The organism is Schumannella sp. GW821-FHT10F01 (assembly GCF_058809295.1).
Window position 1 is genome coordinate 190,133 of record NZ_JBXASM010000003.1, and the last position, 22,388, is coordinate 212,520.

Annotated in this window: 25 protein-coding genes; 8 read left to right on the forward strand and 17 right to left on the reverse strand. The window is 72.7% G+C overall.

Going from position 1 to position 22,388, the window contains the following annotated elements:
• Position 1: 1 nt before the first annotated feature.
• Positions 2 to 2,176, forward strand: a complete 2,175-nt coding sequence (locus AC1RSJ_RS05740; protein WP_493117381.1) for an APC family permease — start codon at positions 2 to 4, stop codon at positions 2,174 to 2,176.
• 192 nt (positions 2,177 to 2,368) lie between these two features.
• Here AC1RSJ_RS05740 and AC1RSJ_RS05745 read toward each other — a convergent pair whose 3' ends face one another.
• A complete protein-coding gene (locus AC1RSJ_RS05745) occupies positions 2,369 to 2,854 on the reverse strand; it encodes an ATP-dependent zinc protease family protein (protein ID WP_493117382.1) in 486 nt (161 codons plus the stop codon).
• 38 nt (positions 2,855 to 2,892) lie between these two features.
• Between AC1RSJ_RS05745 and AC1RSJ_RS05750 the strand changes: the two genes are divergently transcribed.
• Positions 2,893 to 4,086, forward strand: coding sequence for a RimK family alpha-L-glutamate ligase (locus AC1RSJ_RS05750; RefSeq protein WP_493117383.1), 1,194 nt, complete (start codon positions 2,893 to 2,895; stop codon positions 4,084 to 4,086).
• 84 nt (positions 4,087 to 4,170) lie between these two features.
• Here AC1RSJ_RS05750 and AC1RSJ_RS05755 read toward each other — a convergent pair whose 3' ends face one another.
• From AC1RSJ_RS05755 to AC1RSJ_RS05790, 8 genes are all read right to left on the reverse strand, one after another.
• Positions 4,171 to 5,790: an HNH endonuclease signature motif containing protein gene (locus AC1RSJ_RS05755; protein WP_493117384.1), complete on the reverse strand. Its 1,620-nt coding sequence runs from the start codon at positions 5,788 to 5,790 to the stop codon at positions 4,171 to 4,173.
• Positions 5,791 to 5,853: 63 nt separating this feature from the next.
• Positions 5,854 to 6,963, reverse strand: coding sequence for a methyltransferase family protein (locus tag AC1RSJ_RS05760; RefSeq protein WP_493117385.1), 1,110 nt, complete (start codon positions 6,961 to 6,963; stop codon positions 5,854 to 5,856).
• A gap of 25 nt (positions 6,964 to 6,988) precedes the next feature.
• Entirely contained in the window at positions 6,989 to 7,348 is a 360-nt protein-coding gene (locus AC1RSJ_RS05765; protein ID WP_493117386.1) for a TraR/DksA family transcriptional regulator, read from the reverse strand.
• 95 nt (positions 7,349 to 7,443) lie between these two features.
• Positions 7,444 to 7,839 carry a PPOX class F420-dependent oxidoreductase gene (locus AC1RSJ_RS05770; protein ID WP_493117387.1) on the reverse strand — a complete coding sequence of 132 codons (396 nt, stop codon included), beginning with the start codon at positions 7,837 to 7,839 and terminating at the stop codon, positions 7,444 to 7,446.
• Between the two features lie 98 nt (positions 7,840 to 7,937).
• The gene (locus AC1RSJ_RS05775) at positions 7,938 to 8,711 is read right to left on the reverse strand and encodes an ABC transporter permease (RefSeq protein ID WP_493117388.1); all 774 of its coding nucleotides are present in this window, start codon (positions 8,709 to 8,711) and stop codon (positions 7,938 to 7,940) included.
• Complete coding sequence (locus tag AC1RSJ_RS05780) at positions 8,708 to 9,529, reverse strand: ABC transporter ATP-binding protein (protein ID WP_493117389.1); 822 nt, start codon at positions 9,527 to 9,529, stop codon at positions 8,708 to 8,710. Before AC1RSJ_RS05780 ends, AC1RSJ_RS05775 begins: the two co-directional genes overlap by 4 nt.
• Entirely contained in the window at positions 9,526 to 9,891 is a 366-nt protein-coding gene (locus AC1RSJ_RS05785) for a DUF1048 domain-containing protein (RefSeq protein WP_493117390.1), read from the reverse strand. Before AC1RSJ_RS05785 ends, AC1RSJ_RS05780 begins: the two co-directional genes overlap by 4 nt.
• A gap of 2 nt (positions 9,892 to 9,893) precedes the next feature.
• Positions 9,894 to 10,223 carry a PadR family transcriptional regulator gene (locus tag AC1RSJ_RS05790; RefSeq protein ID WP_493117391.1) on the reverse strand — a complete coding sequence of 110 codons (330 nt, stop codon included), beginning with the start codon at positions 10,221 to 10,223 and terminating at the stop codon, positions 9,894 to 9,896.
• A gap of 137 nt (positions 10,224 to 10,360) precedes the next feature.
• Between AC1RSJ_RS05790 and AC1RSJ_RS05795 the strand changes: the two genes are divergently transcribed.
• Entirely contained in the window at positions 10,361 to 11,359 is a 999-nt protein-coding gene (locus AC1RSJ_RS05795) for a glycoside hydrolase family 43 protein (protein WP_493117392.1), read from the forward strand.
• A 51-nt stretch (positions 11,360 to 11,410) separates the two neighbouring features.
• Here the strand turns inward: AC1RSJ_RS05795 and AC1RSJ_RS05800 are convergent, their stop codons facing one another.
• Entirely contained in the window at positions 11,411 to 12,364 is a 954-nt protein-coding gene (locus AC1RSJ_RS05800) for a family 43 glycosylhydrolase (RefSeq protein ID WP_493117393.1), read from the reverse strand.
• Between the two features lie 66 nt (positions 12,365 to 12,430).
• Between AC1RSJ_RS05800 and AC1RSJ_RS05805 the strand changes: the two genes are divergently transcribed.
• From AC1RSJ_RS05805 to AC1RSJ_RS05815, 3 genes are all read left to right on the forward strand, one after another.
• Entirely contained in the window at positions 12,431 to 13,093 is a 663-nt protein-coding gene (locus tag AC1RSJ_RS05805; protein WP_493117394.1) for a dihydrofolate reductase family protein, read from the forward strand.
• 229 nt (positions 13,094 to 13,322) lie between these two features.
• On the forward strand, positions 13,323 to 14,345 hold the full coding sequence (locus tag AC1RSJ_RS05810; protein WP_493117395.1) for a TerC family protein: 1,023 nt from the start codon (positions 13,323 to 13,325) through the stop codon (positions 14,343 to 14,345).
• Positions 14,346 to 14,376: 31 nt separating this feature from the next.
• Positions 14,377 to 14,838, forward strand: coding sequence for a DUF8821 family protein (locus tag AC1RSJ_RS05815; protein ID WP_493117396.1), 462 nt, complete (start codon positions 14,377 to 14,379; stop codon positions 14,836 to 14,838).
• Positions 14,839 to 14,867: 29 nt separating this feature from the next.
• On the opposite strand, the gene AC1RSJ_RS05820 is transcribed toward AC1RSJ_RS05815, so the two are convergent.
• The gene (locus AC1RSJ_RS05820; protein ID WP_493117397.1) at positions 14,868 to 15,905 is read right to left on the reverse strand and encodes an SDR family oxidoreductase; all 1,038 of its coding nucleotides are present in this window, start codon (positions 15,903 to 15,905) and stop codon (positions 14,868 to 14,870) included.
• An 88-nt stretch (positions 15,906 to 15,993) separates the two neighbouring features.
• Between AC1RSJ_RS05820 and AC1RSJ_RS05825 the strand changes: the two genes are divergently transcribed.
• Entirely contained in the window at positions 15,994 to 16,554 is a 561-nt protein-coding gene (locus AC1RSJ_RS05825) for a TetR/AcrR family transcriptional regulator (protein WP_493117398.1), read from the forward strand.
• A gap of 48 nt (positions 16,555 to 16,602) precedes the next feature.
• Positions 16,603 to 17,250: a DUF1345 domain-containing protein gene (locus AC1RSJ_RS05830; RefSeq protein ID WP_493117399.1), complete on the forward strand. Its 648-nt coding sequence runs from the start codon at positions 16,603 to 16,605 to the stop codon at positions 17,248 to 17,250.
• 52 nt (positions 17,251 to 17,302) lie between these two features.
• Here AC1RSJ_RS05830 and AC1RSJ_RS05835 read toward each other — a convergent pair whose 3' ends face one another.
• The 6 genes from AC1RSJ_RS05835 to AC1RSJ_RS05860 all read right to left on the reverse strand — a co-directional run bounded on the left by AC1RSJ_RS05835 (position 17,303) and on the right by AC1RSJ_RS05860 (position 22,306).
• On the reverse strand, positions 17,303 to 18,085 hold the full coding sequence (locus AC1RSJ_RS05835) for a glucose 1-dehydrogenase (protein WP_493117400.1): 783 nt from the start codon (positions 18,083 to 18,085) through the stop codon (positions 17,303 to 17,305).
• A gap of 119 nt (positions 18,086 to 18,204) precedes the next feature.
• Positions 18,205 to 20,145 (reverse strand): DUF2264 domain-containing protein, encoded by a 1,941-nt coding sequence (locus AC1RSJ_RS05840; protein WP_493117401.1) that lies wholly within the window; start codon positions 20,143 to 20,145, stop codon positions 18,205 to 18,207.
• Positions 20,142 to 20,483: a YciI family protein gene (locus AC1RSJ_RS05845; RefSeq protein WP_493117402.1), complete on the reverse strand. Its 342-nt coding sequence runs from the start codon at positions 20,481 to 20,483 to the stop codon at positions 20,142 to 20,144. The genes AC1RSJ_RS05840 and AC1RSJ_RS05845 overlap by 4 nt, the downstream gene beginning before the upstream one ends.
• A 121-nt stretch (positions 20,484 to 20,604) precedes the next feature.
• A complete protein-coding gene (locus tag AC1RSJ_RS05850) occupies positions 20,605 to 21,261 on the reverse strand; it encodes a winged helix-turn-helix transcriptional regulator (RefSeq protein WP_493117403.1) in 657 nt (218 codons plus the stop codon).
• 24 nt (positions 21,262 to 21,285) lie between these two features.
• Positions 21,286 to 21,720 (reverse strand): VOC family protein, encoded by a 435-nt coding sequence (locus tag AC1RSJ_RS05855; RefSeq protein ID WP_493117404.1) that lies wholly within the window; start codon positions 21,718 to 21,720, stop codon positions 21,286 to 21,288.
• A 199-nt stretch (positions 21,721 to 21,919) separates the two neighbouring features.
• Positions 21,920 to 22,306: a hypothetical protein gene (locus AC1RSJ_RS05860; RefSeq protein WP_493117405.1), complete on the reverse strand. Its 387-nt coding sequence runs from the start codon at positions 22,304 to 22,306 to the stop codon at positions 21,920 to 21,922.
• Positions 22,307 to 22,388 lie beyond the last annotated feature (82 nt).

Consider the following 22,388-nt stretch of genomic DNA (forward strand, 5'->3'; position numbering starts at 1 on the left):
CATGGCATCCTCCGCTCGCCCCTCGGCGCGCTCGGGAGCGGCTGCGGCCGGCTCCCCCACTCCCTCCTCCAGCACCCATGGCGCGTCAGACGGCCTCCGACAGGACGTCGTCGCCGCCGCAGCCTCGGCCTCCGCCGGCTCCGCATCCGATTCCTCGACCCGCTCCGCTGCCGATTCCCCCGCGGCGGCCCCCGCGGCCTCCGACGGCCGCCGCTGGACCGCCGCACCGCCGTCCGCACCGCCCTCCGCGCTCCGTCGCTGGCTGCTGTCCGGACTCCGCGAGACGGCCGGCGCGCATCCCGGACCCCACGCCCGCGGTCGTGAGCGCACGGCGAGCTGGTGGCGGGTCATGTGCCTCACCGGCGTCGACTACTTCTCCACGCTCGGCTATCAGCCCGCGATCGCCGCACTCGCCGCCGGGCTGCTCTCGCCGCTCGCCACGATCGTGCTCGTCGCGCTGACGCTGTTCGGCGCACTGCCGGTCTACCGCCGCGTCGCCGGCGAGAGCTTCCGCGGCGAGGGCTCGATCGCGATGCTGGAGCGCCGGCTGCCCTGGTGGGGCGGAAAGCTGTTCGTCCTGGTGCTGCTCGGATTCGCGGCGACCGACTTCATGATCACCATCACCCTCTCGGCCGCCGACGCCTCCGCCCACGCGATCGAGAACCCGTTCGCGCCCGAGTGGTTCCACGGCGCGAACGTGCCGATCACGCTCGTGCTCGTCGCGCTGCTCGGGGCGGTGTTCCTCCGCGGCTTCCGCGAGGCGATCGGCATCGCGGTCGTGCTCGTCGCGGCGTTCCTCGCCCTCAACGCGGTCGTGCTCGCCGTCGCCCTCGGCCACGTGGCCGCGAACCCGGTCGTCGTCGGCGACTGGTGGACGGCGCTGAACCGGTCGAACGCCGGCCCGCTCGGCATGATCGGCGTCGCCCTGCTGGTCTTCCCGAAGCTCGCGCTCGGCCTCTCCGGCTTCGAGACCGGCGTCGCCGTGATGCCGCAGATCTCCGGCGAGCGGACGGATGCGCAGGGCCGCCCGATCGACCGCATCCGCGGCGCGCGCCGGCTGCTCACCACCGCCGCCGTGGTCATGAGCGCGTTCCTCATCACGTCGAGCTTCGCCACGACGCTGCTGATCCCGCAGGCCGAGTTCGAGGCGGGCGGCAGCGCGAACGGGCGGGCGCTCGCCTACCTCGCGCACGAGTACCTCGGCGCCGGCTTCGGCACCGCGTACGACGTGGTGACGATCTGCATCCTCTGGTTCGCCGGCGCCTCCGCGATGGCGGGCCTGCTGAACCTGGTGCCGCGCTACCTGCCGAAGTACGGGATGGCGCCGCAGTGGGCCGCCGCGGTGCGGCCGCTCGTGCTGATCCTCACACTCGTCGCGGCGATCATCACGCTCGTGTTCCGCGCGGACGTCGACGCCCAGGGCGGCGCCTACGCGACCGGCGTGCTCGTGCTCATCACGTCCGCCAGCATCGCCGTGTTCCTCTCGGCGTTCGAGAAACGGCAGCGCGCCGCGGCGATCGCGTTCGGCGTCATCGCGGTCGTGTTCCTCTACACGACCGTCGTCAATGTGATCGAGCGCCCGGACGGCGTGCGCATCGCGGCGCTGTTCATCCTCGGGATCGTCGTCGTGTCGCTCGTCTCGCGCGTGCGGCGGTCGTTCGAGCTCCGTGCCCGGTCGGTCGAGTTCGACGAGCAGTCCGCCGCCTGGGTCGACTCGGACGCGGACTCGGTGCACGGCATCCGGCTCATCGCCCACGAGCCGGGCGAGGGCACCGCCGCGGAGTACACCGCCAAGCTGCGCGCGAAGCTCAGCGAGGAGCGTCACGACAGCGGCATCCCGCAGCGCGCGCGGGTCATGTTCGTCGAGGTGCACCCGCGCGACTCGTCCGACTTCGAGGAGGACCTCCGCGTCGAGGGCGTCGACGAGCACGGCTACCGTGTGCTGCGCGTGACGGCCGGCAACGTGCCGAACACGCTCGCGGCGCTGCTCATCGCGATCCGCGACCGCACCGGCGCCGTGCCCGACATCTACTTCGAGTGGACCGAGGGCAGCCCGGTGTCGAACATGTTCCGCTACCTGGTGACCGGCGTCGGCGAATCGGCGCCGATCACCCGCGAGGTGCTGCGGCGCATCGAGCCGGACCGGGCGCGCCGCCCCGAGGTGCACGTGAGCTGAGCCGGGCGAGGTGGCGGCCGGGTGAGTCTGGCGGGCCTCGCTCCCGGGGCGCGGCTCCGGTGATGGCGTCGGCACCGTACTTCCGGACCGCGGTCGCGCGGGTCGCCGACCCCGCGCCTTCACGCCGCGGCTCCGGCGGGTCACGCGGGCCGGAGCCTCCAGACCACGGCCCCGGGCCGGATCCGCCGGCGCTCAGACCTCCAGGCCGCGGTTGCGACGGCGGGACGATCGGGGCGCACGGCCGCCGATGTAGGAGCGGCCCGAGTCGACGATGAAGCCCTGGCGGAGCGCCTCGCGGCCGATCAGCATCCGGAACCCCATCGCGTCGCGATTCGTCAGCGTCACCTCGACGAGCACTTCGCGGGCGACGAGCAGGAGCCGCATCTCCACGACGTAGCGGGTCTGCACGTGGCCGGACGAGCTGCGCACCCGGCGGCGGTCGCGCACCGGGCACTCGACGACGACCTCGTCGTCGGCTGACTCCTGCCAGGGCCGCAGGCCGAAGCGCACCCAGTCCTCGCCGTCCTTCTCGAACGGCCGGATGTCGAACGCATGGATCGACGACGTACGCGCGCCGGTGTCGAGCTTCGCCTTGATCCACGGGATGCCGACATCCGGAAGCTGCACCCACTCGCGCCACCCGGCGAGGGTGTTTGAATGGAGAGGGGAATCGCCCACGGTCCCATCTTGTCAGCCTCGAGATCCAGGGCTCATCGATGAAGCTAGCCATCCTGTCGCGCGCACCGCGCGCCTACTCCACGCAGCGCCTCCGCGCGGCCGCCGATCAGCGCGGACACGAGGTGAAGGTGCTCAACACCCTGCGCTTCGCGATCGACCTGGCGGGCGAGGAGCCGGACCTCCAGTTCCGCGGACGCCGCCTCAGCGACTACGACGCGATCCTGCCCAGGATCGGCAACTCGATCACGTACTTCGGCACCGCCGTCGTGCGCCAGTTCGAGCAGATGGATGTCTACACGCCGAACACCGCGAACGGCATCTCGAACGCGCGCGACAAGCTCCGGGCGACGCAGATCCTGTCGCGCCACAACATCGGGATGCCGGCGACCACCTTCGTGCGGAACCGCGCGGACATGCGCCCCGCCATCGAGCGCGTCGGCGGCGCGCCAGTCGTGATCAAGCTGCTCGAGGGCACGCAGGGCATCGGCGTGATCCTCGCGCCGGAGGTGAAGGTCGCCGAGGCCATCATCGAGACCCTCCACTCCACCAATCAGAACGTGCTGATCCAGCGCTTCGTCACCGAGTCGCGCGGCCGGGACATCCGCGCGCTCGTCGTCGGCGACCGGGTGGTGGCCGCGATGCGCCGCACCGCGAACGGCGACGAGTTCCGGTCCAACGTGCACCGCGGCGGCTCGGTCGAGCGCGTCGAGCTCTCGCCCGAATACGAGCAGACGGCCGTCCGCTCCGCCCAGATCATGGGTCTGCGCGTCGCCGGCGTCGACATGCTCGAGGGCGCCGAGGGACCGCTCGTGATGGAGGTCAACTCCTCTCCGGGTCTGCAGGGCATCGAGACCGCGACCCAGCTCGACGTCGCCGGGGCGATCGTGGACTACATCGCCAACCAGGTGGCGTTCCCCGAGATCGACGTGCGGCAGCGCCTCAGCGTCTCGACCGGGTACGGCGTCGCCGAGCTGCTCGTGCACAACAACGGCGACTTCGTGGGCAAGCGGCTCGACGAGACCGACCTGGCCGAGCGCGACATCTCGGTGCTGACCGTCCACCGCGGCACGACCGTGATCCCGAACCCCCGCAAGGGCGTCGTGCTCGAGGCCGGCGACCGCCTGCTCTGCTTCGGCAAGCTCGAGGAGATGCGCTCGATGATCCCGGAGCGCCGCCGTCGCCGCGCGAAGGTGCGCAAGCTGCCTGCCGAGCCGCTCCCCGCCGCCGAGTAGGCGCGGCCCGGGCCCGACCGCGCGGGCGGCTCTTCTCGCCTCACGAGCTCCCGGCCTCGGGCGCCCGAGCGGCAGCCCCTCCCGTCATCCGCTCATGGCTGCCTCCCTTCTCATGGCGCGCTCGACGATCCGGCTCTTGGACGGGAGCGGGATCGCTCGGCGCAGCGGGTCGCGCTCGGCGGGTGGGATGAGCGCAAGGGAGTCCGCATCGCCCGTGCTCGCCCGGTCGATCCGCCAGCCGTTGTCGTGCAGCAGCAGGTGATGGTGCCGGCAGAGGAGCACGCCGTCGGCGACGTCGGTCCGGCCGCCGTGCGACCACGGCACGATGTGGTGCGCCTCGCACCAGGAGGGCGGGCGGTCGCACCCCGGGAAGCGGCAGCCGCCGTCTCGAACGGAGAGCGCGATGCGCTGCCGTGGAGTGAACAGCCGCTGCGCACGCCCGACATCGAGGACGCCGCCGGAGTCGTCGATGACGATCGGCACCGCGCCGTCGGCGCAGATCCGCCGTCCGGCGGTGCGCGCGGAGACAGCCACCGGCTGCCCGTCGATCCGGGCGAGACCGGATCCCGAACCTGCACCGGCACCGGCACGGGCACCGGTGACACCACCCACACCGAGACCGCCGAGGCCGAGACCGCCCGCACCGGCCCGGTCGCTCGCCGCACTCCGCTCAGCGCTCCGCTCAGCGCTCCGCAGCTCCCGTGCGGTGACGACGACCTGCACCGGTGCACCGCGTCGTCCGAGCATCCGGGACGGGTCGACGGCCGCGCCCGCGACCAGGAGCGCGACGACGGCGTCGAGTGCGAGCTGCGGCGTGGTGCGCGGGTCGTTCTCGATCGCCGCGGCGCGGGACCGCTCAGCAGGGTCGACGAAACGCGGGCCACCGCGTCGCGGCGAGGTCGCCGCGTCGACGACCGCCACGACCTGCGCGGCGGACTCCGGATCGAGGAGGCCGACCATGCGGGTCATGCCGTCGTCCTGCGGAACGAGGTGGAGGAACCGGCGATCGCGGAGCTCCCGTTCGCGGTCGAGCACACCGGCGCTGTCGAGATCGTCTCGGACCTCCCGGGCGCGAGCACGCAGCTGCTCGACGGTACGGCCGTCGGCCTCCGACGCCAGCGCGGCGGCGGCATCGTCGAGCGCCGGGGCGGGGACCGACTCCGTCGCCTCGCCCAGACCGCCGGTGATCGCCGAGGCGGCGGCGACCGTCAGGTCACCCTGCCGGACGGCGAGTCCGACCGGCGACTCGGTCGCGAGCATGCGCCCCACACCGACCAGCTGCCGCGCATCGGCGGACGAGCCGCCCATGATCCGCTGGACCAGGCGGTCCGGGGTTCGCGCGCCGAGCCGCTGAGCAAGGCCTGCGTAGCCGAGCTCCCGAGACGACCGCCGCGCGATCTCCGCGGCCAGCGCGGCCGTCAGGATGTCCAGGCGACGGCGCGCGCGGGCGGCATCCGCTGCCAGGGCGAGCAGGTCCGCATCCGAGAGGGGCTCGGCGCGATGGACCCCGGCGGTGCCGTCGACCCCGGCGGCGCCCGAGACGTCGGCGGCCCCGGCCGCCCTCGAGACGCCCGCCGCCCTGGCCGCCCCCGCGTCACGCGCGAGACCCGCTATCCCGGAGACGCGCGCGACCCTCGCCACACCGCAGACGTGCGCGACGTCGACGGCGTCGAGCGCCGCGAGCACCGGTTCCAGAAGGGTCATGGAGCCATGATCGCGAGACTTCTCGCACCTGTGTGCGAATCTGTGGAATCTGTGGATAACCGGCTATCGAACAGGAGGACGAGAAGCGGTCAGGGATGCGCGGGCAGGAACCCAGCACCGGACCCGCGCGCGGTACTCGCGGAACTCCGCACCGAACCGCGACTCGAGGTCCGCCTCCTCGTGCGGGCGGACCGCGTAGTTCCAGATCACGGAGCCGATCACGGCGTAGGCGACGACCAGCCACGAGCCGAGGATGAGCCCGACGGCCGCGCCCTGCACGATCCCGGCCACCGCCATCGGGTTGCGCACCCATCGGTACGGGCCCACGATGACGAGCCGCTGCGCGGTCGCGGACGGCAGCGGCGTCCCACGGCCGACGAGCGACATCGACACCGCCGACCACACGCCGAGCGCGCTCGCGAGCACCAGCAGCACCCCACCGGCGACGGCGACCGGCACGGGGACGCCGAACGGCATCCAGCCCGACCCGCCGACCCCGACCCCGCCGACCCCGACACCGCCGGCTCCGACCCCGCCTTCACCGACCAGCACGCCCCCGCCGGACCACACGATCCCCAGCCGCCACCGCCGCTCCACCCACGCCAGCACCAGCGGCACGACGACGAGGAACACGCCCCAGAAGACCGCCATCTGCACGAGCGTGACGGCGAGGTGCCCGCCCTGACGCCGCGGCCGCGCGACGCGGAACGCGAACGGCCCGGCGATGATCCAGCGGGTCGGCACGCCGCCGAGCAGCACGAGCGAGAGCGCGATGACGGATGCCGCGGCCGCGGCCGCCATGACGAGCGCGCCCCAGCCCGCCAGCGTGGTGACGGTCGCGGAGACGGCCATGCCGATCGCGACGAGCGCCGTCCATCCGGTCGCGATGATCGCGGCGATGCGGATGCCGGCGGCCGCGAGCGCGGATCCCACGACGAAGAGGGGGACGTCCGCGATCGCGACGGCGACCGGGTCCAGCCCGCCGAGAGTCAGCTCGCGGACGACGGGCGACAGCGCGACGGCCGCCCACCATCCGGCCCCGGCGACGGCCTGCACGGCGAAGTACGCGCGACCCCACGACGCGCCGCCTCGCGAGGCGCCGCCCCATGACGGACCCTCCCACGACGCCCCGCCCTGCGACGCCCCGCTCCGCGAGACCCGGCCCCCGAACACCCGGGCACCGTAGCAGGGCACGCCCTCAGCGCCGGGGAGCGCCCCCGCGACCGGAGCAGGCGACGTGCGTCCGCCGCGCCGGGCGCGCTCGCAGCTGCTCGACCGGGATGGCCTGCCCGCACCGCTCGCAGATCCCGTACTCGCCCGCGTCGATGCGGCGCTCCGCCGCCTCGAGCTCCGTGAGCTCGCCGCGCAGCTCCTGCCGCGTGCCCTCGGCCGACGACCACTCGTGCGTCAGCGCGAAGCCCTCGGGATCGTGCTCCTCGTCCGACCAGTCCGCCCGCGCCGCCCGCACGCTCGACAGGCGCGCGTCGATCGCGGCCAGGCGTCCGTCGATCACCGCGCGCCGCTCGGCGATCAGCTCGCGTGCGACCCCCGGCAGCACCGGCCCCGACGCTACCGACCCCGGCGCTACCGACCCCGGCGGCACCTGCCCCGGCACCATCGGCCCCGGCACCACCTCATCGGCCGGCACGGGCCTCACCCCTGGGTGGTGGTGCTCTCGACGCTCATCACGAGGATGACGCGGTCGGCGGAGTCGGCCGGCGCCTCCGGGCTCTCGTTGCCGTAGCGGGCGCTGAGCCGCTGGTAGAAGGCGCCGGTCGGATCGGCGATCGTCTCCACGAGGCGGCCGCGCACCTCCAGGTAGCGGTACTCGTCGTCGGGATCGACGATCGAGATCGCCATCGACGGGTTCGCCTGCAGGTTGCGCCACTTCGCGCGCGTCGTGGTGTGGGTGAACCGCACGTGCTCGCCGTCGAACTCGAACCACATCGGGTTCACCTGCACGGTGGCGTCGGGGCGCACGGTGCCGAGGTGCGCGAACACCGGCAGGTCGAGCAGTCGGCGGAAGGCGGAGGGGATGACGTCGCTCACCCCGCCATGCTGGCACGCGAGTCGGACAGCACGCCGGGCGCACGGGAGACGCCCCGGTCCAGTCGGACCGGGGCGCCGCGCGACGAGCGAGCCCGCCCTCACCCGACCCGCTTGCGGTACACCGCCATCGACACCGCGTACGCGACCACGAGGATGCCGACGCACCACGCCAGGGCGACCCAGATGTCCGCCCCGACGGGACGCTGCTCGAACAGCGCGCGGATCGTGTTCACGATCGACGTGACCGGCTGGTGCTCGGCGAACCAGCGCACCGGGCCGGGCATCGACGCCGTCGGCACGAAGGCCGAGCTGAGGAACGGCAGGAGGATCAGCGGGTACGAGAACGCGCTCGCGCCGTCGACCGACTTCGCCGTGAGTCCCGGGATGACCGCCAGCCAGGTCAGCGCCAGGGTGAACAGCACCATGATGCCGAGCACCGCGAGCCAGGCGAGCGGACCCGCGCCGGTGCGGAAGCCCATGAGCAGGGCGGCGCCGATCACGAGCACGAGCGACACGAGGTTCGCCACCACCGAGGTGAGCACGTGCGCCCACAGCACGGACGACCGCGCGATCGGCATGGACCGGAACCGCTCGACGATGCCGCCCTGCATGTCGAGGAACAGCCGGTAGGCCGTGTACGAGATGCCGGACGCCACGGTGATGAGCAGGATGCCGGGCAGCAGGTAGCTGACGTAGCTGCCCCGGCCGACGCCGGCTCCCGTGTCGATCGCGCCGCCGAAGACGAACACGAACAGGAGCAGGAACGCGATCGGCATGAGCGCGGTCGTGATGATGGTGTCGGGACTGCGCACGATGTGCGTCAGCGATCGGCGGGTGAGGGCCGTGGTGTCGGCCAGCACGTGGGTGCTCATGATCGGGCCTCCTTCTCGGCGTCGACGTCGTCGGCGCGCTCCTCGGTCTCCCCCGTGAGCGCGAAGAAGACCTCCTCGAGGCTCGGACGCCGCTCCACGTACTCGACGGTCGCCGCGGGCAGCAGCGCCGTCAGCTCGGCGAGCGTGCCGTCGACGAGGATGCGGCCGCGGTGCAGGATCGCGATGCGGTCCCCGAGCTGCTCGGCCTCCTCGAGGTACTGGGTGGTGAGCAGCACGGTCGTGCCGCCTGCGGCGAGCTCCTTCACGACGGCCCACACCTCGTTGCGCGCCTCCGGATCGAGTCCGGTGGTGGGCTCGTCGAGGAAGATCACCGACGGGCTGCCGATGAGGCTCATCGCGATGTCGAGCCGCCGCCGCATCCCGCCCGAGTACGTGCCGGCGAGCCGAGCACCGGCCTCCGTGAGCGCGAAGCGGCCGAGCAGCTCGTCGGCCGTGCGCGCGGGGTCGGCGACGTGCCGCAGCCGACCGACGAGCACGAGGTTCTCGCGGCCCGTGAGCTTCTCGTCGACGGCCGCGAACTGTCCGGTGAGGCTGATCGCCGCCCGGACTTCGGCGGCCTGCGACGCGACGTCGAAGCCCGCGACGCGGGCCGATCCGGCATCCGACGCGAGGAGCGTCGAGAGGATGCGGATCAGCGTCGTCTTGCCGGCGCCGTTCGATCCGAGGAGGGCGAGCACCGTGCCGGACTCGACCGCGAGGTCGACGCCGCGGAGCACCTCCAGCCTGCGGAAGGACTTCCTCAGGCCGGTCACCCGGATGGCCGGGACGGTGGCGGGAGCGGGGGCCGTGAGCGTCATGACCCGGCCCCCCGCTCCAGCGCCCGGTCGATGGTCGAGGCGAGCCGGTACCGCTCCGAGCGGATCCAGCTGCCGCCGGCGTAGTTCGCGAGGAACTCCTCCGCGAACTCGACCGGGTCGTCGCCGACGAGGTCGCGAACGGCGATGCCGTCCGCCTCGCTGCGCTCGAGCAGGTCGGCGAGGTCGACCAGCATCGACACCAGGCCCTTCCCGTCGTTGGATGGGCCGAAGTACATGAGGTACCGCTCGAGCGCGGCGCCCGTGGTGCGGTAGGGCTCCGGCAGCGCCTTCACGCGCGCCTTGTACTCGCGGTACCGCTTCTTGTCGCCGAGGTCGCCGACGAGCTTCTCGATGACGGACATGGTCATTCCCCTCCCTGTCGGAGCTGCTCCAGCCGCTCTGCGAGGAACGTCCAGTTCCCCCAGAACTCGTCGAGGTACTCGCGTCCGCTGGCGTTGACGGAGTACACCTTGCGCGGCGGGCCCTTCTCCGAGGGCACCTTCTCCACGTCGACGAGGCCGCGCTGCTCGACCCGCACGAGCAGGGCGTAGACCGTGCCCTCCGCGATGTCGGTGAAGCCCTGCTCGCGCAGCCACGCCGTGATCTCGTAGCCGTAGGCCGGCTTGCCGACCAGGACGGCGAGCACGATGCCCTCGAGCGTGCCCTTGAGCATCTCGGTGATCTGCTTCGGCATCGCGCCCCTCCGGTCGACATCCCGCTACTGAGCGTCACTGGTATTCAGTGACGTTGACTACCAGTACATAGTAACGCCGACTAGCGGATGCGCAAGGGGGAGTTGCGCGCGCACGGGCACCCCCGGAGGATGGCTCTGTGAGCGATAACATGCGGACCCTCGACGAGTTCTGGGTCCACGACCCGTTCATCCTGCCGAGGCCCGACGCGGGCGAGTACCTGCTCTACTCCGCGTCGAAGGAGGCGCCGGCCGTGCAGGTCTTCACGAGCACCGACCTGCGCCACTGGTCGGAGCCGCGCGAGGTCTTCCGCGTGCCCGAGGGGTCCTGGGCCGACCCGGACTCCGGACCGTGGGCGCCCGAGGTGCACGAGCACGGCGGCCGCTTCCACCTGCTCACCACGCTGCACGATCCGCGGCGGAAGCTGCCGGAGGCGCGATCCGGCGGCACCGCGATCCGCGCCGGCGCGCTCGACGGCCGCCACTCCTACGAGCCGGTGCCGCGCGGCACGGTCATCGCCGTGTCCGACAGCCCCTACGGGCCGTTCGAGCTCGTCGATCCGACCGCCCCCGTGCCCCCGGCCGAGTTCATGACGCTCGACGGCACGCTGTTCGTCGACGACGACGGCCGCCCCTGGATGGTCTACGCCCACGAGTGGGTGCAGGTCATGGACGGCACGATGGAGGCCGTCCCGCTGACTGCGGACCTCTCGCGCGCCGACGGCGATCCGATCCTGCTGTTCCGGGCGTCCGAGGCGGCGCACCTCAAGCGGCTCAAGCCCGGCACGGAGTCGTACGTGCCCTATGTCAGCGACGGCCCGCAGCTGCGCCGGCTGCCCGGAGGGGCCCTGCACATGCTGTGGGCGACCTACGACCACATCCCCGGCGGCACGGAGTACGTCGAGACCGCGGCGATCTCGCGCAGCGGCGCGCTCGCCGGGCCGTGGGAGCAGCTCGACCTCGTCGTCGGCGGCAATGCCGGCCACGGCATGAGCTTCGAGACGTTCGACGGCACGCTCATGCTCGTGCTGCATCGCGGCATGGGCACCCCGCACGTGCGCGCCGAGCTCCACGAGCTCGCCGAGGACGCGGGCGGCCTGCGGGTCGTCACCCGGCGGACGGATCTCGACCAGCGCTAGGCGCACGCCGCCCGGCGCGGCGCCGGGCGAGCCGGCGCCGGGCGAGCCCGGTCACGCCGCGGGTCCCCCGAGCGGCAGCAGCGGCACCGGCAGCTCCGCGTCCCGGTCGCAGACCAGCTCGCCGTCGACGACGCGCAGGATCGCGGCCTGCACCGACGAGCGGCGCTCCTCGAGCGTGATCCGGTCCGCGTCGAAGCGGCCGCCCGGGTGGGTGAAGTAGACGATCGCGGCCTCCGTGTCCGAGACCGGCACGACGTCGGCGTGGTTGCCGATCGCGCCGTCGTCCGCCCGGGTGCCGGGGGCGTCGAGCACGAGCCCGCGCTGCTCCCAGGTCTGCTGATCCTCGGATCGGAACACGACCTGTCCGCGCCAGGCGTCGACGATCATCCACCACAGCCCGGCGAGCCGGAACACGTTCGGCCCCTCGTGGCCGCCCGGCGTCGCGACCGCCGAGCCGCGCACCGTCCAGGCGTGCAGGTCGTCGCTCTCGGCGACCCACGTCTCCGACTCGTTCCCCTCGTCCTTGTACCAGAGCCGCCATCCGCCATCCGGACGGGCGGCGACGCAGGCGTCGATGACGCGGTCGGTGGAGAGCTCCAGCACGGCGACGTGCTCCCAGACGATCAGATCGTCGCTGACGTAGTGCCGGATGCGCCGGTCGTGACCGGCCCACTGATCCGGCACGCCCCGGATCACCGAGACGTACATGTGGTATCGCTCGCCGTCGTCGATGATCTCCGGCGCCCAGTACGTGGTGCGGCCCCACTCGGTGTCGAGCCCCTCGACGACGCCGCGGTAGGTCCAGGTCTCGCCGCCGTCCGCGCTCGAGGCGACGCCGAGGTCCGTGCCGTGCACCCATGCCACGCCGGGCATGGCCGGATCGTCGGCGCGGCGCTGCGTGTAGACCATCCACCAGGCCTGCTCGGCGCGGTTGAAGATGAGGGTCGGATCGGTCGCGCCGTCGTGGAGCGGATCGCGGTACAGCGGCGGCGCGGAGGCGGTCATGCGCGCCAGTCTGTCATCCGGCGCCGGATGTGGACGGCGTCTACATGTGCTGGATAGGCTCGCCCCATGCCGAAGCTGCGCGCCCACCACATCGCCGTCTCGCTCGACGGATTCGCCACGGGTGCGGAGCCCTCGCTCGAGGCGCCGTTCGGGCATGCGGGCAGCCGGCTGATGACCTGGTTCTTCCCGACGCGCACCTTCGTCTCCGGCAGCGGCCACGAGGACGAGTCGGTCGGGTCGGGCACGACCGGCGTCGACGACGCCCTCGCCGCGGCCACGAACCGCGGCATCGGCGCCGAGATCATGGGCCGCGGCAAGTTCGGCCCGCAGACCGGCCCATGGGAGGACGAGTCGTGGCAGGGCTGGTGGGGCGAGGAGCCGCCGTTCCACTCCCCGGTCGTCGTGCTGACGCACCACCCGCGGCCCGACCTGACGCTCGGGGAGACGACGTTCCACTTCCGCGACTCGTCGCCCGCCGACGCCCTCGCCGAGGCGTTCGAGCTCGCCGGCGGGCTCGACGTGCGGCTCGGCGGCGGGCCCACCGTCATCCGCGAGTTCCTCGACGCCGACCTCGTCGACCACCTGCACCTGGTCGTGTCGCCGATCGTGCTGGGCCGCGGCACCCGCATCTGGGACGGCCAGGAGGGGCTCGAGGAGCGCTTCGACATCGAGTCGATCTCCTCGCCGAGCGGCGTCGTGCACGTGCTCTTCAACCGGAAGCCGCGCTAGGCGTTCGTGCGGCGGTCGCCCGGCATCCGCTCAGCTTCCTCGCCGGGTCCGCCCACCCCGGCTCCCTAGATTCGAGGGAGTTCAAGGGGAGTACTCCGGCGGCAATCGCGGCCGGCCCGACATCCACGGATCCGGCGGCGTGCCGCGCGGATCCCGGGCCGACGGTCCCGCATCAGCGGGATGAGGAGACCTTGGCGGACCTGTCCGACCACCCCTCAGGAGACCCCCGGTGACCATCTCACCGCTCGTCTGGTTCATCACGATCGCGATCACGATCGGCTTCTTCGTCTACGAGTTCTTCGTGCACGTGCGCAAGCCGCACGCGCCGACCATCGGCGAGGCGGCCCGCTGGTCCGCCTTCTACATCGGCCTGGCCGTGCTGTTCGGCGTGGGCCTCGGCCTGATCTCCGGATGGGAGTCCGGCGGCGAGTACTTCGCCGGCTACCTCACCGAGAAGGCGCTCTCGGTCGACAACCTCTTCGTCTTCCTCCTCCTCATGACGGCCTTCGCCGTGCCGCGGGAGTTCCAGCAGAAGGCGCTGATGATCGGCATCGTCATCGCCCTGATCATGCGCGGCGCGTTCATCGCCGTCGGCGCGGCCCTCATCGAGAACTTCTCCTGGGTCTTCTACATCTTCGGCGCGTTCCTCGTCGTGCTCGCCGTGCAGCAGCTGCGCGGCGGCCATACCGGCGATCCGTCCGACAACGCGTTCGTGCGCTTCGCGCGCCGCATCCTGCCGATGACGGACGAGTTCCACGGCGACCGCCTCACCGTCAGGGAGGGCGGGCGGCGGCTCGCCACCCCGATGCTGCTCACGATCATCGCGATCGGCGCCATCGACCTCGTGTTCGCGCTCGACTCGATCCCGGTCATCTACGGCCTGACCGACGAGCCGTACATCGTGTTCACGGCGAACGCGTTCGCGCTCATGGGCCTGCGCCAGCTGTACTTCCTCATCGGCGGCCTGCTCGAGCGGCTCATCTACCTCGCCCAGGGCATGGGCGTCATCCTCGCGTTCATCGGCGTGAAGCTCGTGCTGCACGCGCTCCACGTGAACGAGCTGCCGTTCATCAACGGCGGCGAGCCGGTCACCTGGGTCCCGGAGATCCCGACCTGGCTGTCGCTCATCGTGATCGCCGGCATCGTCGCCATCGCGACCGTCGCGAGCCTGCTCCGCACGCGCGGCGGCCGGCACCTGGCCTCGCACGGGACGACGGACGCCGAGCCGGTCTCGAGCCGGCCCTCGCCCTAGGGTGGACCTCATCCGTCCCGAAGGAGCGCCCATGTCGTACGTCGTCGACTTCTCCGAGGTGTCGACCGTCGGGCTCGAGTCGTCACCGGTGGCGGACGCGCTGGCGGGCCTGCGGGCGAACGAGGCGCGCTACTTCAGGAACAAGTACGACCACGTGTTCACGACCCTGCCCGCCGCCGACGCCGCGCCGATCGTCGACTGGATCGCGGGCATCCTCGACGACGAGCGCGGCATCGTGATCGCGTCGCCGGTGCTCGAGGCGACCGAGTTCGAGGTCGACGGCATCCGCTGGGCGTACGCGTTCTACGAGAGCGGGCTCTCGATCAACGCGCTGTACACGCTCGCCGACGCGGGCAAGCGCGCGGTCGGGTTCAAGCTCTCCGACGGCATGGACGTGCCGGAGGAGCTCGCTGCCTTCAAGTTCGCGCGGCAGCGCTCGAAGCTCGCCGGCACCATCCGCGGCTCGTACTTCGTCATCAAGCACGAGCACTGAGAGCGCACCGCCACGGCGGCGCTCCCGGCTCAGACGGCGCCGTGCGCGAGCAGGCTCTCGGCGGTCTCCTGGATGCTGTCCTCGATCGGACGCGGACGCCATCCCAGCATCCGCTCGGCCTTCGCACCCGTCGCAGGGAAGTCCTTGCCGAGCTGCGGGCGGATGGCCTTCAGCGCGGGATTGACGGCTCCGAGCAGGCGGGCGACCGTCACCGGGATCTCGCGGGTCGGCACCTTCGCGGCGCGGTCGCCGAGGCGGTCGCGCAGGATGCGGGCGACCTCGACGACGCGGAGGCTCCGGCCGGAGATGGCGAGGAAGCGCTCGCCGGCCGCGGCGGGGTCGGTCATCGCACGGAGGTGGAGGTCGGCGACGTCGCGCACGTCGACCCAGCCGGTGCCGAACGGCGGGCAGACGGGCATCGCGCCGCTGAGCAGCCCGCGGATGGTGCGGAGCGACGGCGGGTCGTCCTGTCCGAGCAGCGGGCCGATCACGGCGGTGGGGTTGACGGCGGCCAGCTCGAGGCCGCCGCCCTCCTCGGCGATGAAGGCCCAGGCCGCGCGCTCCGCCAGCGTCTTCGACTTCTGGTACGGCGCGATGCCGGGCGCGTCGACGTCCGTCCAGTCCTCCTCGGTGAAGGGCACCGCCTCCGACGGGTGGCCGTAGACGATCGCCCCCGAGGCGCTGGTCAGCACCACGCGGCCGACCCCGGCGTCGCGGGAGGCGCGGAGCACCCGCAGCACGCCGTCGCGCGCCGCGGCGATCATCTCCGCCTCCTCCACCGGCCCGTTCCGGAGCGTCGGCGAGGCGACGTGGAGCACGAAGTCGCATCCCTCGACAGCCTCGGCCCAGCCGGCGTCGCGCTGCAGATCCGCCCGCACGACCGTGAGCCGCGCGTCGTCGAAGTCGGCGGCGGCGTGCAGCTGCGCGCGGAGCGCCTCGCCCTTCCGGACGTCGCGGACGGTGGTGCGCACCTCGTGCCCGGCCCGCAGCGCGGCGAGCGCGCACCAGCCGCCGATGAAGCCGGATCCGCCGGTCACGAGCACGCGGGCGGGGTTGCGATTCGACATGGGATCTCCTTGAATGGGCCAGACGGAGAACTCTCCGCTTGATATCGACGACGGTAACGGAGAGTTCTCCGTTTCGCAAGGACCCATCATGGACGACCCGATCCCGCCTGCCGGCCGGCGCTCCGACGCGCAGCGCAATCGAGCCCGCATCCTCGAGGTCGCGACGGAGGTCTTCACCGCGGATCCCGAGGCGTCGCTCAATGCGATCGCGAAGCGGTCGGGCATCGGCGCGGGCACGCTCTACCGCCACTTCCCAACACGCGAGGCGCTGCTGCTCGCGGTCTACAAGGAGGAGATCGACTCGCTCGGCGACGCGGTGGGGCGCTCGCTCGCGGAGCGCGATCCGCTCGACGCCTTCCGCGACTGGTCGCGCCGGCTCGCCGCGCTCGTCCGCACGAAGCACGGCCTCGGCGACGCGCTCTCGACGCCGGCGACGCAGGCCGTCATCGATTCGACCTACGGCCCGGTCATCACGGCGATCGGCCGGCTGCTCGATGCCGCCGCCGCGCGCGGCGAGGTGCGGACGGGCATCGACCCCGCGGACGTGCTGCTCCTCCTCAGCGGACTGTGGCGCGTGCCGCCGGGCGAGGACGGCCTGGCCCAGGCGGACCGGCTGCTCGAGCTGGTCGTCGACTCGCTGCGCGCCTGACCGGCGGCGCTCCCGCCTCCCGGGCCCGTCCCGGTCGATGATGAGGGCGTGAGCTCACCCCGCGCGACGTCGCCCATGAGCAGCGCCGTGCTGCGGCTGACCGTCATGGCGGCGGTCGGCGTGATCGTCGCGGTCGTCGTCGGCCTGCTCGGCGCGTCGTGGCTCTACTCGATCGTGGCGGGCTGGATCGCCGCGGCGCTGACCTTCGTGCTCGCCATCTGGATCGGCGTGGGCCGCTTCGACGCCGAGAGCACCCGGACGCACGCGACCCGCGAGGATCCGGGCATCTTCCCGAGCCAGGTGCTCGTGCTCGGCGCCTCGGTCGCGTCGGTCGTCGCTGTCATCCTGCTCATCCTCGACTCGCGGGTCAGCGGCGCGAAGCTCGGCGCGGCGGCGCTCGCCTTCGGCAGCGTCGCGATCTCGTGGACGCTCATCCATACGCTCTACATGCTCCGCTACGCCCGGATCTACTACACCGATCCGATCGGCGGCATCGACTTCAACGGCGACGAGCAGCCCCGCTACGTCGACTTCGCCTACATCTCGTTCGATCTCGGCATGACCTACCAGATCTCGGACACCTCGCTCCGCACGTCGCAGCTGCGCTCGGTCGTGCTGCGGCACACGCTGCTGTCGTACGGCTTCGGCACCCTCGTGCTCGCGTCGATGGTGAACCTGGTGCTCGGCCTGGCCTAGCGGATGCCGCGCCGCGGCGGCATCCGCTCGGCCGTGCCTGCTCGATACCTGCTCAGTACGCGGCGGACTGCCCGCCGTCGATCGGCACGACCGTCGCGTTGACGTAGCTCGCGTCGTCGGAGAGCAGGAACGCGACGACCGCCGCGATCTCGGGCGCCTCGCCGTAGCGCTTCGCCGGGTTCGCCTGGATGAACTGCTCGGCGGCCTTGCGCGGATTCTCCGGGTCGAGCTGCTTCATCGAGTTCTCGACCATCGGCGTCCAGATCGCACCGGGCGCGATCGCGTTGATGCCGATGCCGTAGCGGGCATACTCGACGGCCGAGTTGCGGGTCAGGCCGACGACGCCGTGCTTGGCGGCGGCGTAGCCGGACTGGTTGCCGATGCCGCGGATGCCGCCGACGCTCGCGGTGTTCACCACGCGGCCGGAGCCCTGCTCGCGCATGATCTTGAGCACCTGCTCGAGCCCGAGGAACACGCCGCGGAGGTTGATCGCGACGACCTTGTCGAACTCGGCGGCCGTGAAGTCCTCGGTCGGGTTCTGCTTGCCCTCGATGCCGGCGTTGTTGAAGAAGCCGTCGATGCGGCCGTACTTCTCCAGCGTCGCGGCGACGTAGCCCGCCACCTCGTCCTCCTTCGAGACGTCGGCCGTGAGCGTGAGCACCTCGGCCTGCGGTGCGGCCTCGGCGATGGCGGCGACGGAGGCGGCGAGGCCCTGCTCGGAGACGTCGACGAGCGCGAGTCGAGCGCCCTCAGCGGCGAGCCGGACGGCGGTGGCGCGGCCGAGGCCGGAGCCGCCTCCGGTGATAAGGACGACGCGGTCGGAGAAACGGTCCATGGTGGACGACCCTTCGTGAGGTGGTCGCACCCGGGGCGCCCGAGCGCGACGGCGGTGCACTCGGCTGGGCGGCTCGCGCGCCGGCGATGGCGGGGGCCGTGGTCGGGTGGTCGGACTCGTTATCCGACATTTGTCGTACTGACTCTACCGTCCGGCCAGCGGACGCGCACGGCGAGGCCGTCGGCCCGGGGCAGCAGGTCGACCGTCGCGGGAAGTGCGACGGCACCGCCCGCCCCCGTCAGCTCGAGCAGCGCACCCGCCCAGTTCCCGGCGCGCAGTGAGAACGTCAGCGTCGGCACCCGGCTCTCCGGCCCGAGGGGCGAGGCGTCGCCCCGGACGACGATGCCGGCGTCCGCGCGGCCGACCACCGCCGTCGCCGAGCTGCCGAGCCGCCCGGATCGCACGCGAGCGGACGACGGCGACCGCTCCGCGCGGAACCCGCCGCCCGAGACGGCCGCGCCGCCGATCCGGAGGTCGACGAGCTCGGACTCCGCCTCGTCGACCCGGACGAGCCGCACCTCCCACGGCCCGCGGACGAGCGAGTGCGCCGTCAGCCGCGCGACGTGCCGGGCGGCGCCGGCGAGCCCCGATCCGTGGCCCTCCTGCTCCGCCGCGGGCGCGACGGTGTGCGCGCTCCACGTCGAGCTCGCGACGCCCACCTCCGGCTCGCCGCCGGTCGGATCCCCGGTCGCGATGCGGGTCGCGAGCAGCCGCATCCCGGTCCGGTGGGTCGGCCCGTCGATGGTGAGGATCGCGATGCTCCCGTCGAGCGGCTCGGCCCAGGCCGCGGCGTCGAGCAGCGGGAAGGTCGCGGTGGAGTAGCCGAACCGGGCGTACAGCGGGGAATCGCCGGTCGCGTCGCCCTCGTGCGCGTGGTCGGCGCCGTGATTCACGACGCGGACGATGCCGTCCGAGCGCGTGCCGCTGACGATCCAGCCGGGCGCCGCGATCGCGACGAGCGCGTCGCCCTGCACCACCGGCGGCGGCACCGCCGGCGCCGACCAGACCGGATGCCCCGCCGGCAGCATCACGCCGAGCAGCCCGAGCACGTTCCAGTACGACGACGACGGGCCCGAGTAGGCCTGCACCATGCCGGGCCAGGGCGCCAGCCAGCCGAGCGGGAAGAGGCCGACGGCATCCGGCACGCCGCGGTCGGCGAAGAAGCGGACGACGGCCTCGGCCGCGCCGCGGAGCTCGCCCGCGGTGCTCGACGGCACGCCCTCGAGCACGCCGACCCAGAACGCCTTCGCCGCCGCGAACCGGTAGATCAGGCTCCGGCCCTGCGCGAGCGGCGCGCCGTCGCCCCCGATCAGCGCCCGCGCATCGAGCAGGAACCGGTCGAGCCGGGCGAGGTCCGCCGCGGTCCGGCCGGCCGCGAGGTCCTCGGCCCCGCGCATCCGGGCCCAGAGCAGCGGGTAGGTCTGCAGCACCCACGCGTTGTAGTGGTCGAAGCCGCGGCCGCCGCCGTCGGCGATCCAGCCGCCCTCGCGATCGAAGGCGTCGAGCGTCCGCAGGTCGGCCGCCACGTCCTCCGCCGACCACTCCGCGCCGACCGAGCGCAGGAAGGTCTGCACGACGATGCGGAACCACAGCCAGTTCGTCTGCGGGTACGTGCGATCGTGCACGGCGGGCGCGAGGTAGTCGACGACGCGCTGCCGCGTGAGGTCGTCGAGCCGATCCCAGATCCACGGCCGCGTCAGGTCGAGCGCGAGCGCCAGCGACCCGGCCTCGACCTTCGCCTGCCCGTGCTCGTCGAGCCGCACCCAGCGCTCCGCATGCGACGGGTCGACGCCGGCGGCGATCCCCGCCCGGTAGCGCTCGGCGAGCGCCGCCATCGCCGGGTCGCCGATGCCGCCCTCGCCGACGAGGCGGAACGCGGCGAGCAGGAACGTGCGCGCGAACCCCTCGAGCCCGTCGACCCGGCGTCCGTATCCGCCCTCCGGACCGGGCGGCACGATCTGCGCCCCGGACGGCGTCGCGTACGACCACGCGCCGTCGAGGATGCGGTCGGCCAGTCCCGTCCAGTCGGCGCGGGTCCAGGGCGCGTCCAGGCTGGTCACCCGGCCGCCGGATGCACGAGCGGCCAGACCTCGATGACGCCCTGGGCGACGGCGCAGGGCGACTTCGCGGCGAGCTCGATCGCCTCCTCGAGCGAATCCGCCTCGAGCACGCCGAAGCCGGCGATGGGCAGGTCGGCGCGGAGGTAGGCGCCCGCCGTCGTCGTCACCCCGGCGCCGTCGTGGTTGCGCACCTGTACCGGATCGCCCGCGATCCCGCCGACGAGCTGGTGACCGCTCTCATCGAGCCAGGCGTCGTGCGCGTGCGCGGCGTCGCGCACCGCGGCATCCGTCCGGTCGTAGCCCGCCCGGTCTCCGTAGGCGATGGTGACGAAGCGCATGCCGGACCTCCCTGTCCGTCGGCGACGCCGGCGGAGGCCGGCGCCTCCTCCGAGGCAACCACGTCCCGTCGCGGGACGCGAGGCCGGATCCGTCTAGGCCGCCCCCGATCCTGCGCTGCGGCTACGCCGCCAGGTGGAACGTGCTCGCGAAGCGGCCGAGCAGCTCGCCGCTCCCCCGGAGCACCTCGACCGCGCCCGTGGCGATGGCGCGGTCGGCGGCGAGCTCGCCGGAGATGAGGCGCCGCAGGTCCGGTCCGGTCGCGAAGGCGAGATCGGCCGCGCCGTCGCCGTGCGCCGGGTCGAGCCGGCGGACATCGAGCGCCGCGCCGTCGACCCGGACGAGCACCCCGGACGTCCCGAGGTGCGCCGCGTACGCCGTCGCCGGCAGGTCCGCCGCGATCCCCGGCAGGAAGGCGGTGCGCAGCGTCATCGCCATGGCATCCGCGGTGAGGATCTGCTCGTCCCGCGGATCGCCCATCGCCTTGAATCCCCAGGCGCCGAGGGCGAGCACCACCGGCTCGAGCTCGCGGCCGTAGGGCGTCAGCTCGTAGACGATGATGCGCGAGCGCGGCGCCCTGCGGATGATGCCCGCCTGCTGCAGCTCCTTGAGGCGAGACGCGAGGATGTTGGTCGGGATGCGCGGGAGGCCGGCCGCGAGCTCGCCATAGCGCCGCGGCCCCACCAGGAGGTCCCGGATGAGGAGCAGCGCCCAGCGCTCGCCCACGAGCTCGAGCGCGTGGGTGACGCCGTCGTACTGCCCGTAATCGCGTGCGGCCATGCGCCGCGTCCCGCGCCCGCGGCCTCAGGACTGCTGGGAGGCGTACGCCTCGGGGCCCTGCTCCGCCGCGACCGGGTCCATCCAGCCGAACTCGATCGAGTTGCCGTCCGGGTCGCTGAGGCCGCGCTGGTACATGAAGCCGTAGTCGGAGGCCGGGCGCGGCTCGGTGCCGCCGGCGGCGAGCCCCTTCGCGGCGATCGCGTCGACCTCGTCCTTCGTGTCGTAGAAGACCGACGTCGACGAGGTCGGGTTGACCGCCGGGTCGCCGATGGTCAGGTCGGTGAAGGTCTGGAAGAACTCGCGCACCGAGATCATGAGGAAGCTGTGGTCCGCCTCGACGACGAAGCAGGCGGCGTTGTGGTCGCTGAACGCGGGATTCAGCGTGAAGCCGATCGCGGTGTAGAACGCCTTCGCGCGCTCCAGATCGGTGACGGGCACGTTGACGAACATCGCGGTCATGGTGGGCTCCTTCGCTCGGGTCCGATGTGGACGGTGTCCACACTTGCAAAAAACAAGCACCGGGTCAAGAGCGGATCCTGTCTCACCGCCGGCGCCGGACCCGAACACGCCGAAGGCGGGCGGATCACCCGAACCGGATCCGCCCGCCTTCAGCAGGTGCCGCGCGGCGATGCCCCGCGGCGAGCTCAGCCCCCCGCGCTCAGCTGCGGCGCCGGAAGAACGCGTTCGCGCCGCCGACGTAGGCGAGCACGATCGCGAGCACGTAGAGGATCAGCGTCACCCACGACGTCCCCTGACCGTTCGAGCCGTTGTTGATCGCGCCGATGATGCCGAGCACGCCGAGGATCGTGAGGATGATGCGCGCCCAGTTGCGCCCCTGCGCGAACTTCACCAGGAGCACGATCTGCACGATCGCGATGACGAGGGCGATCACGGCGCCGACGACGAGCGCGGCACCGGCGGCGCCACCCGCGACCGCACCCGCGGTGCTGAGGCCGACGAATGCCAGGATCGCGCCGACGATGCCGAGGATCGAGGCGAGGATCCAGAGGACCAGGGAGGCGGTGACGGTACCGGGGCGGGACATGACGGGCTCCTTTCGGGGTGCGCGATGCACCGCCCCGACGGTAGCGACCACCCAGCTGACGCGGCATCCCCGCTCAGGCGGC

Coding starts and splice junctions, on each gene's coding strand:
- AC1RSJ_RS05800 (WP_493117393.1), bottom strand. CDS start 12,364: ATGACCGCCTCCGCGCCGCCGCTGTACCGCGATCCGCTCCACGACGGC.
- AC1RSJ_RS05790 (WP_493117391.1), bottom strand. CDS start 10,223: ATGCCGAAGCAGATCACCGAGATGCTCAAGGGCACGCTCGAGGGCATC.
- AC1RSJ_RS05820 (WP_493117397.1), bottom strand. CDS start 15,905: ATGTCGAATCGCAACCCCGCCCGCGTGCTCGTGACCGGCGGATCCGGC.
- AC1RSJ_RS05805 (WP_493117394.1), top strand. CDS start 12,431: ATGCCGAAGCTGCGCGCCCACCACATCGCCGTCTCGCTCGACGGATTC.
- AC1RSJ_RS05845 (WP_493117402.1), bottom strand. CDS start 20,483: ATGCGCTTCGTCACCATCGCCTACGGAGACCGGGCGGGCTACGACCGG.
- AC1RSJ_RS05785 (WP_493117390.1), bottom strand. CDS start 9,891: ATGTCCGTCATCGAGAAGCTCGTCGGCGACCTCGGCGACAAGAAGCGG.
- AC1RSJ_RS05835 (WP_493117400.1), bottom strand. CDS start 18,085: ATGGACCGTTTCTCCGACCGCGTCGTCCTTATCACCGGAGGCGGCTCC.
- AC1RSJ_RS05815 (WP_493117396.1), top strand. CDS start 14,377: ATGTCGTACGTCGTCGACTTCTCCGAGGTGTCGACCGTCGGGCTCGAG.
- AC1RSJ_RS05850 (WP_493117403.1), bottom strand. CDS start 21,261: ATGGCCGCACGCGATTACGGGCAGTACGACGGCGTCACCCACGCGCTC.
- AC1RSJ_RS05825 (WP_493117398.1), top strand. CDS start 15,994: ATGGACGACCCGATCCCGCCTGCCGGCCGGCGCTCCGACGCGCAGCGC.
- AC1RSJ_RS05750 (WP_493117383.1), top strand. CDS start 2,893: ATGAAGCTAGCCATCCTGTCGCGCGCACCGCGCGCCTACTCCACGCAG.
- AC1RSJ_RS05740 (WP_493117381.1), top strand. CDS start 2: ATGGCATCCTCCGCTCGCCCCTCGGCGCGCTCGGGAGCGGCTGCGGCC.
- AC1RSJ_RS05860 (WP_493117405.1), bottom strand. CDS start 22,306: ATGTCCCGCCCCGGTACCGTCACCGCCTCCCTGGTCCTCTGGATCCTC.
- AC1RSJ_RS05775 (WP_493117388.1), bottom strand. CDS start 8,711: ATGAGCACCCACGTGCTGGCCGACACCACGGCCCTCACCCGCCGATCG.
- AC1RSJ_RS05755 (WP_493117384.1), bottom strand. CDS start 5,790: ATGACCCTTCTGGAACCGGTGCTCGCGGCGCTCGACGCCGTCGACGTC.
- AC1RSJ_RS05780 (WP_493117389.1), bottom strand. CDS start 9,529: ATGACGCTCACGGCCCCCGCTCCCGCCACCGTCCCGGCCATCCGGGTG.
- AC1RSJ_RS05855 (WP_493117404.1), bottom strand. CDS start 21,720: ATGACCGCGATGTTCGTCAACGTGCCCGTCACCGATCTGGAGCGCGCG.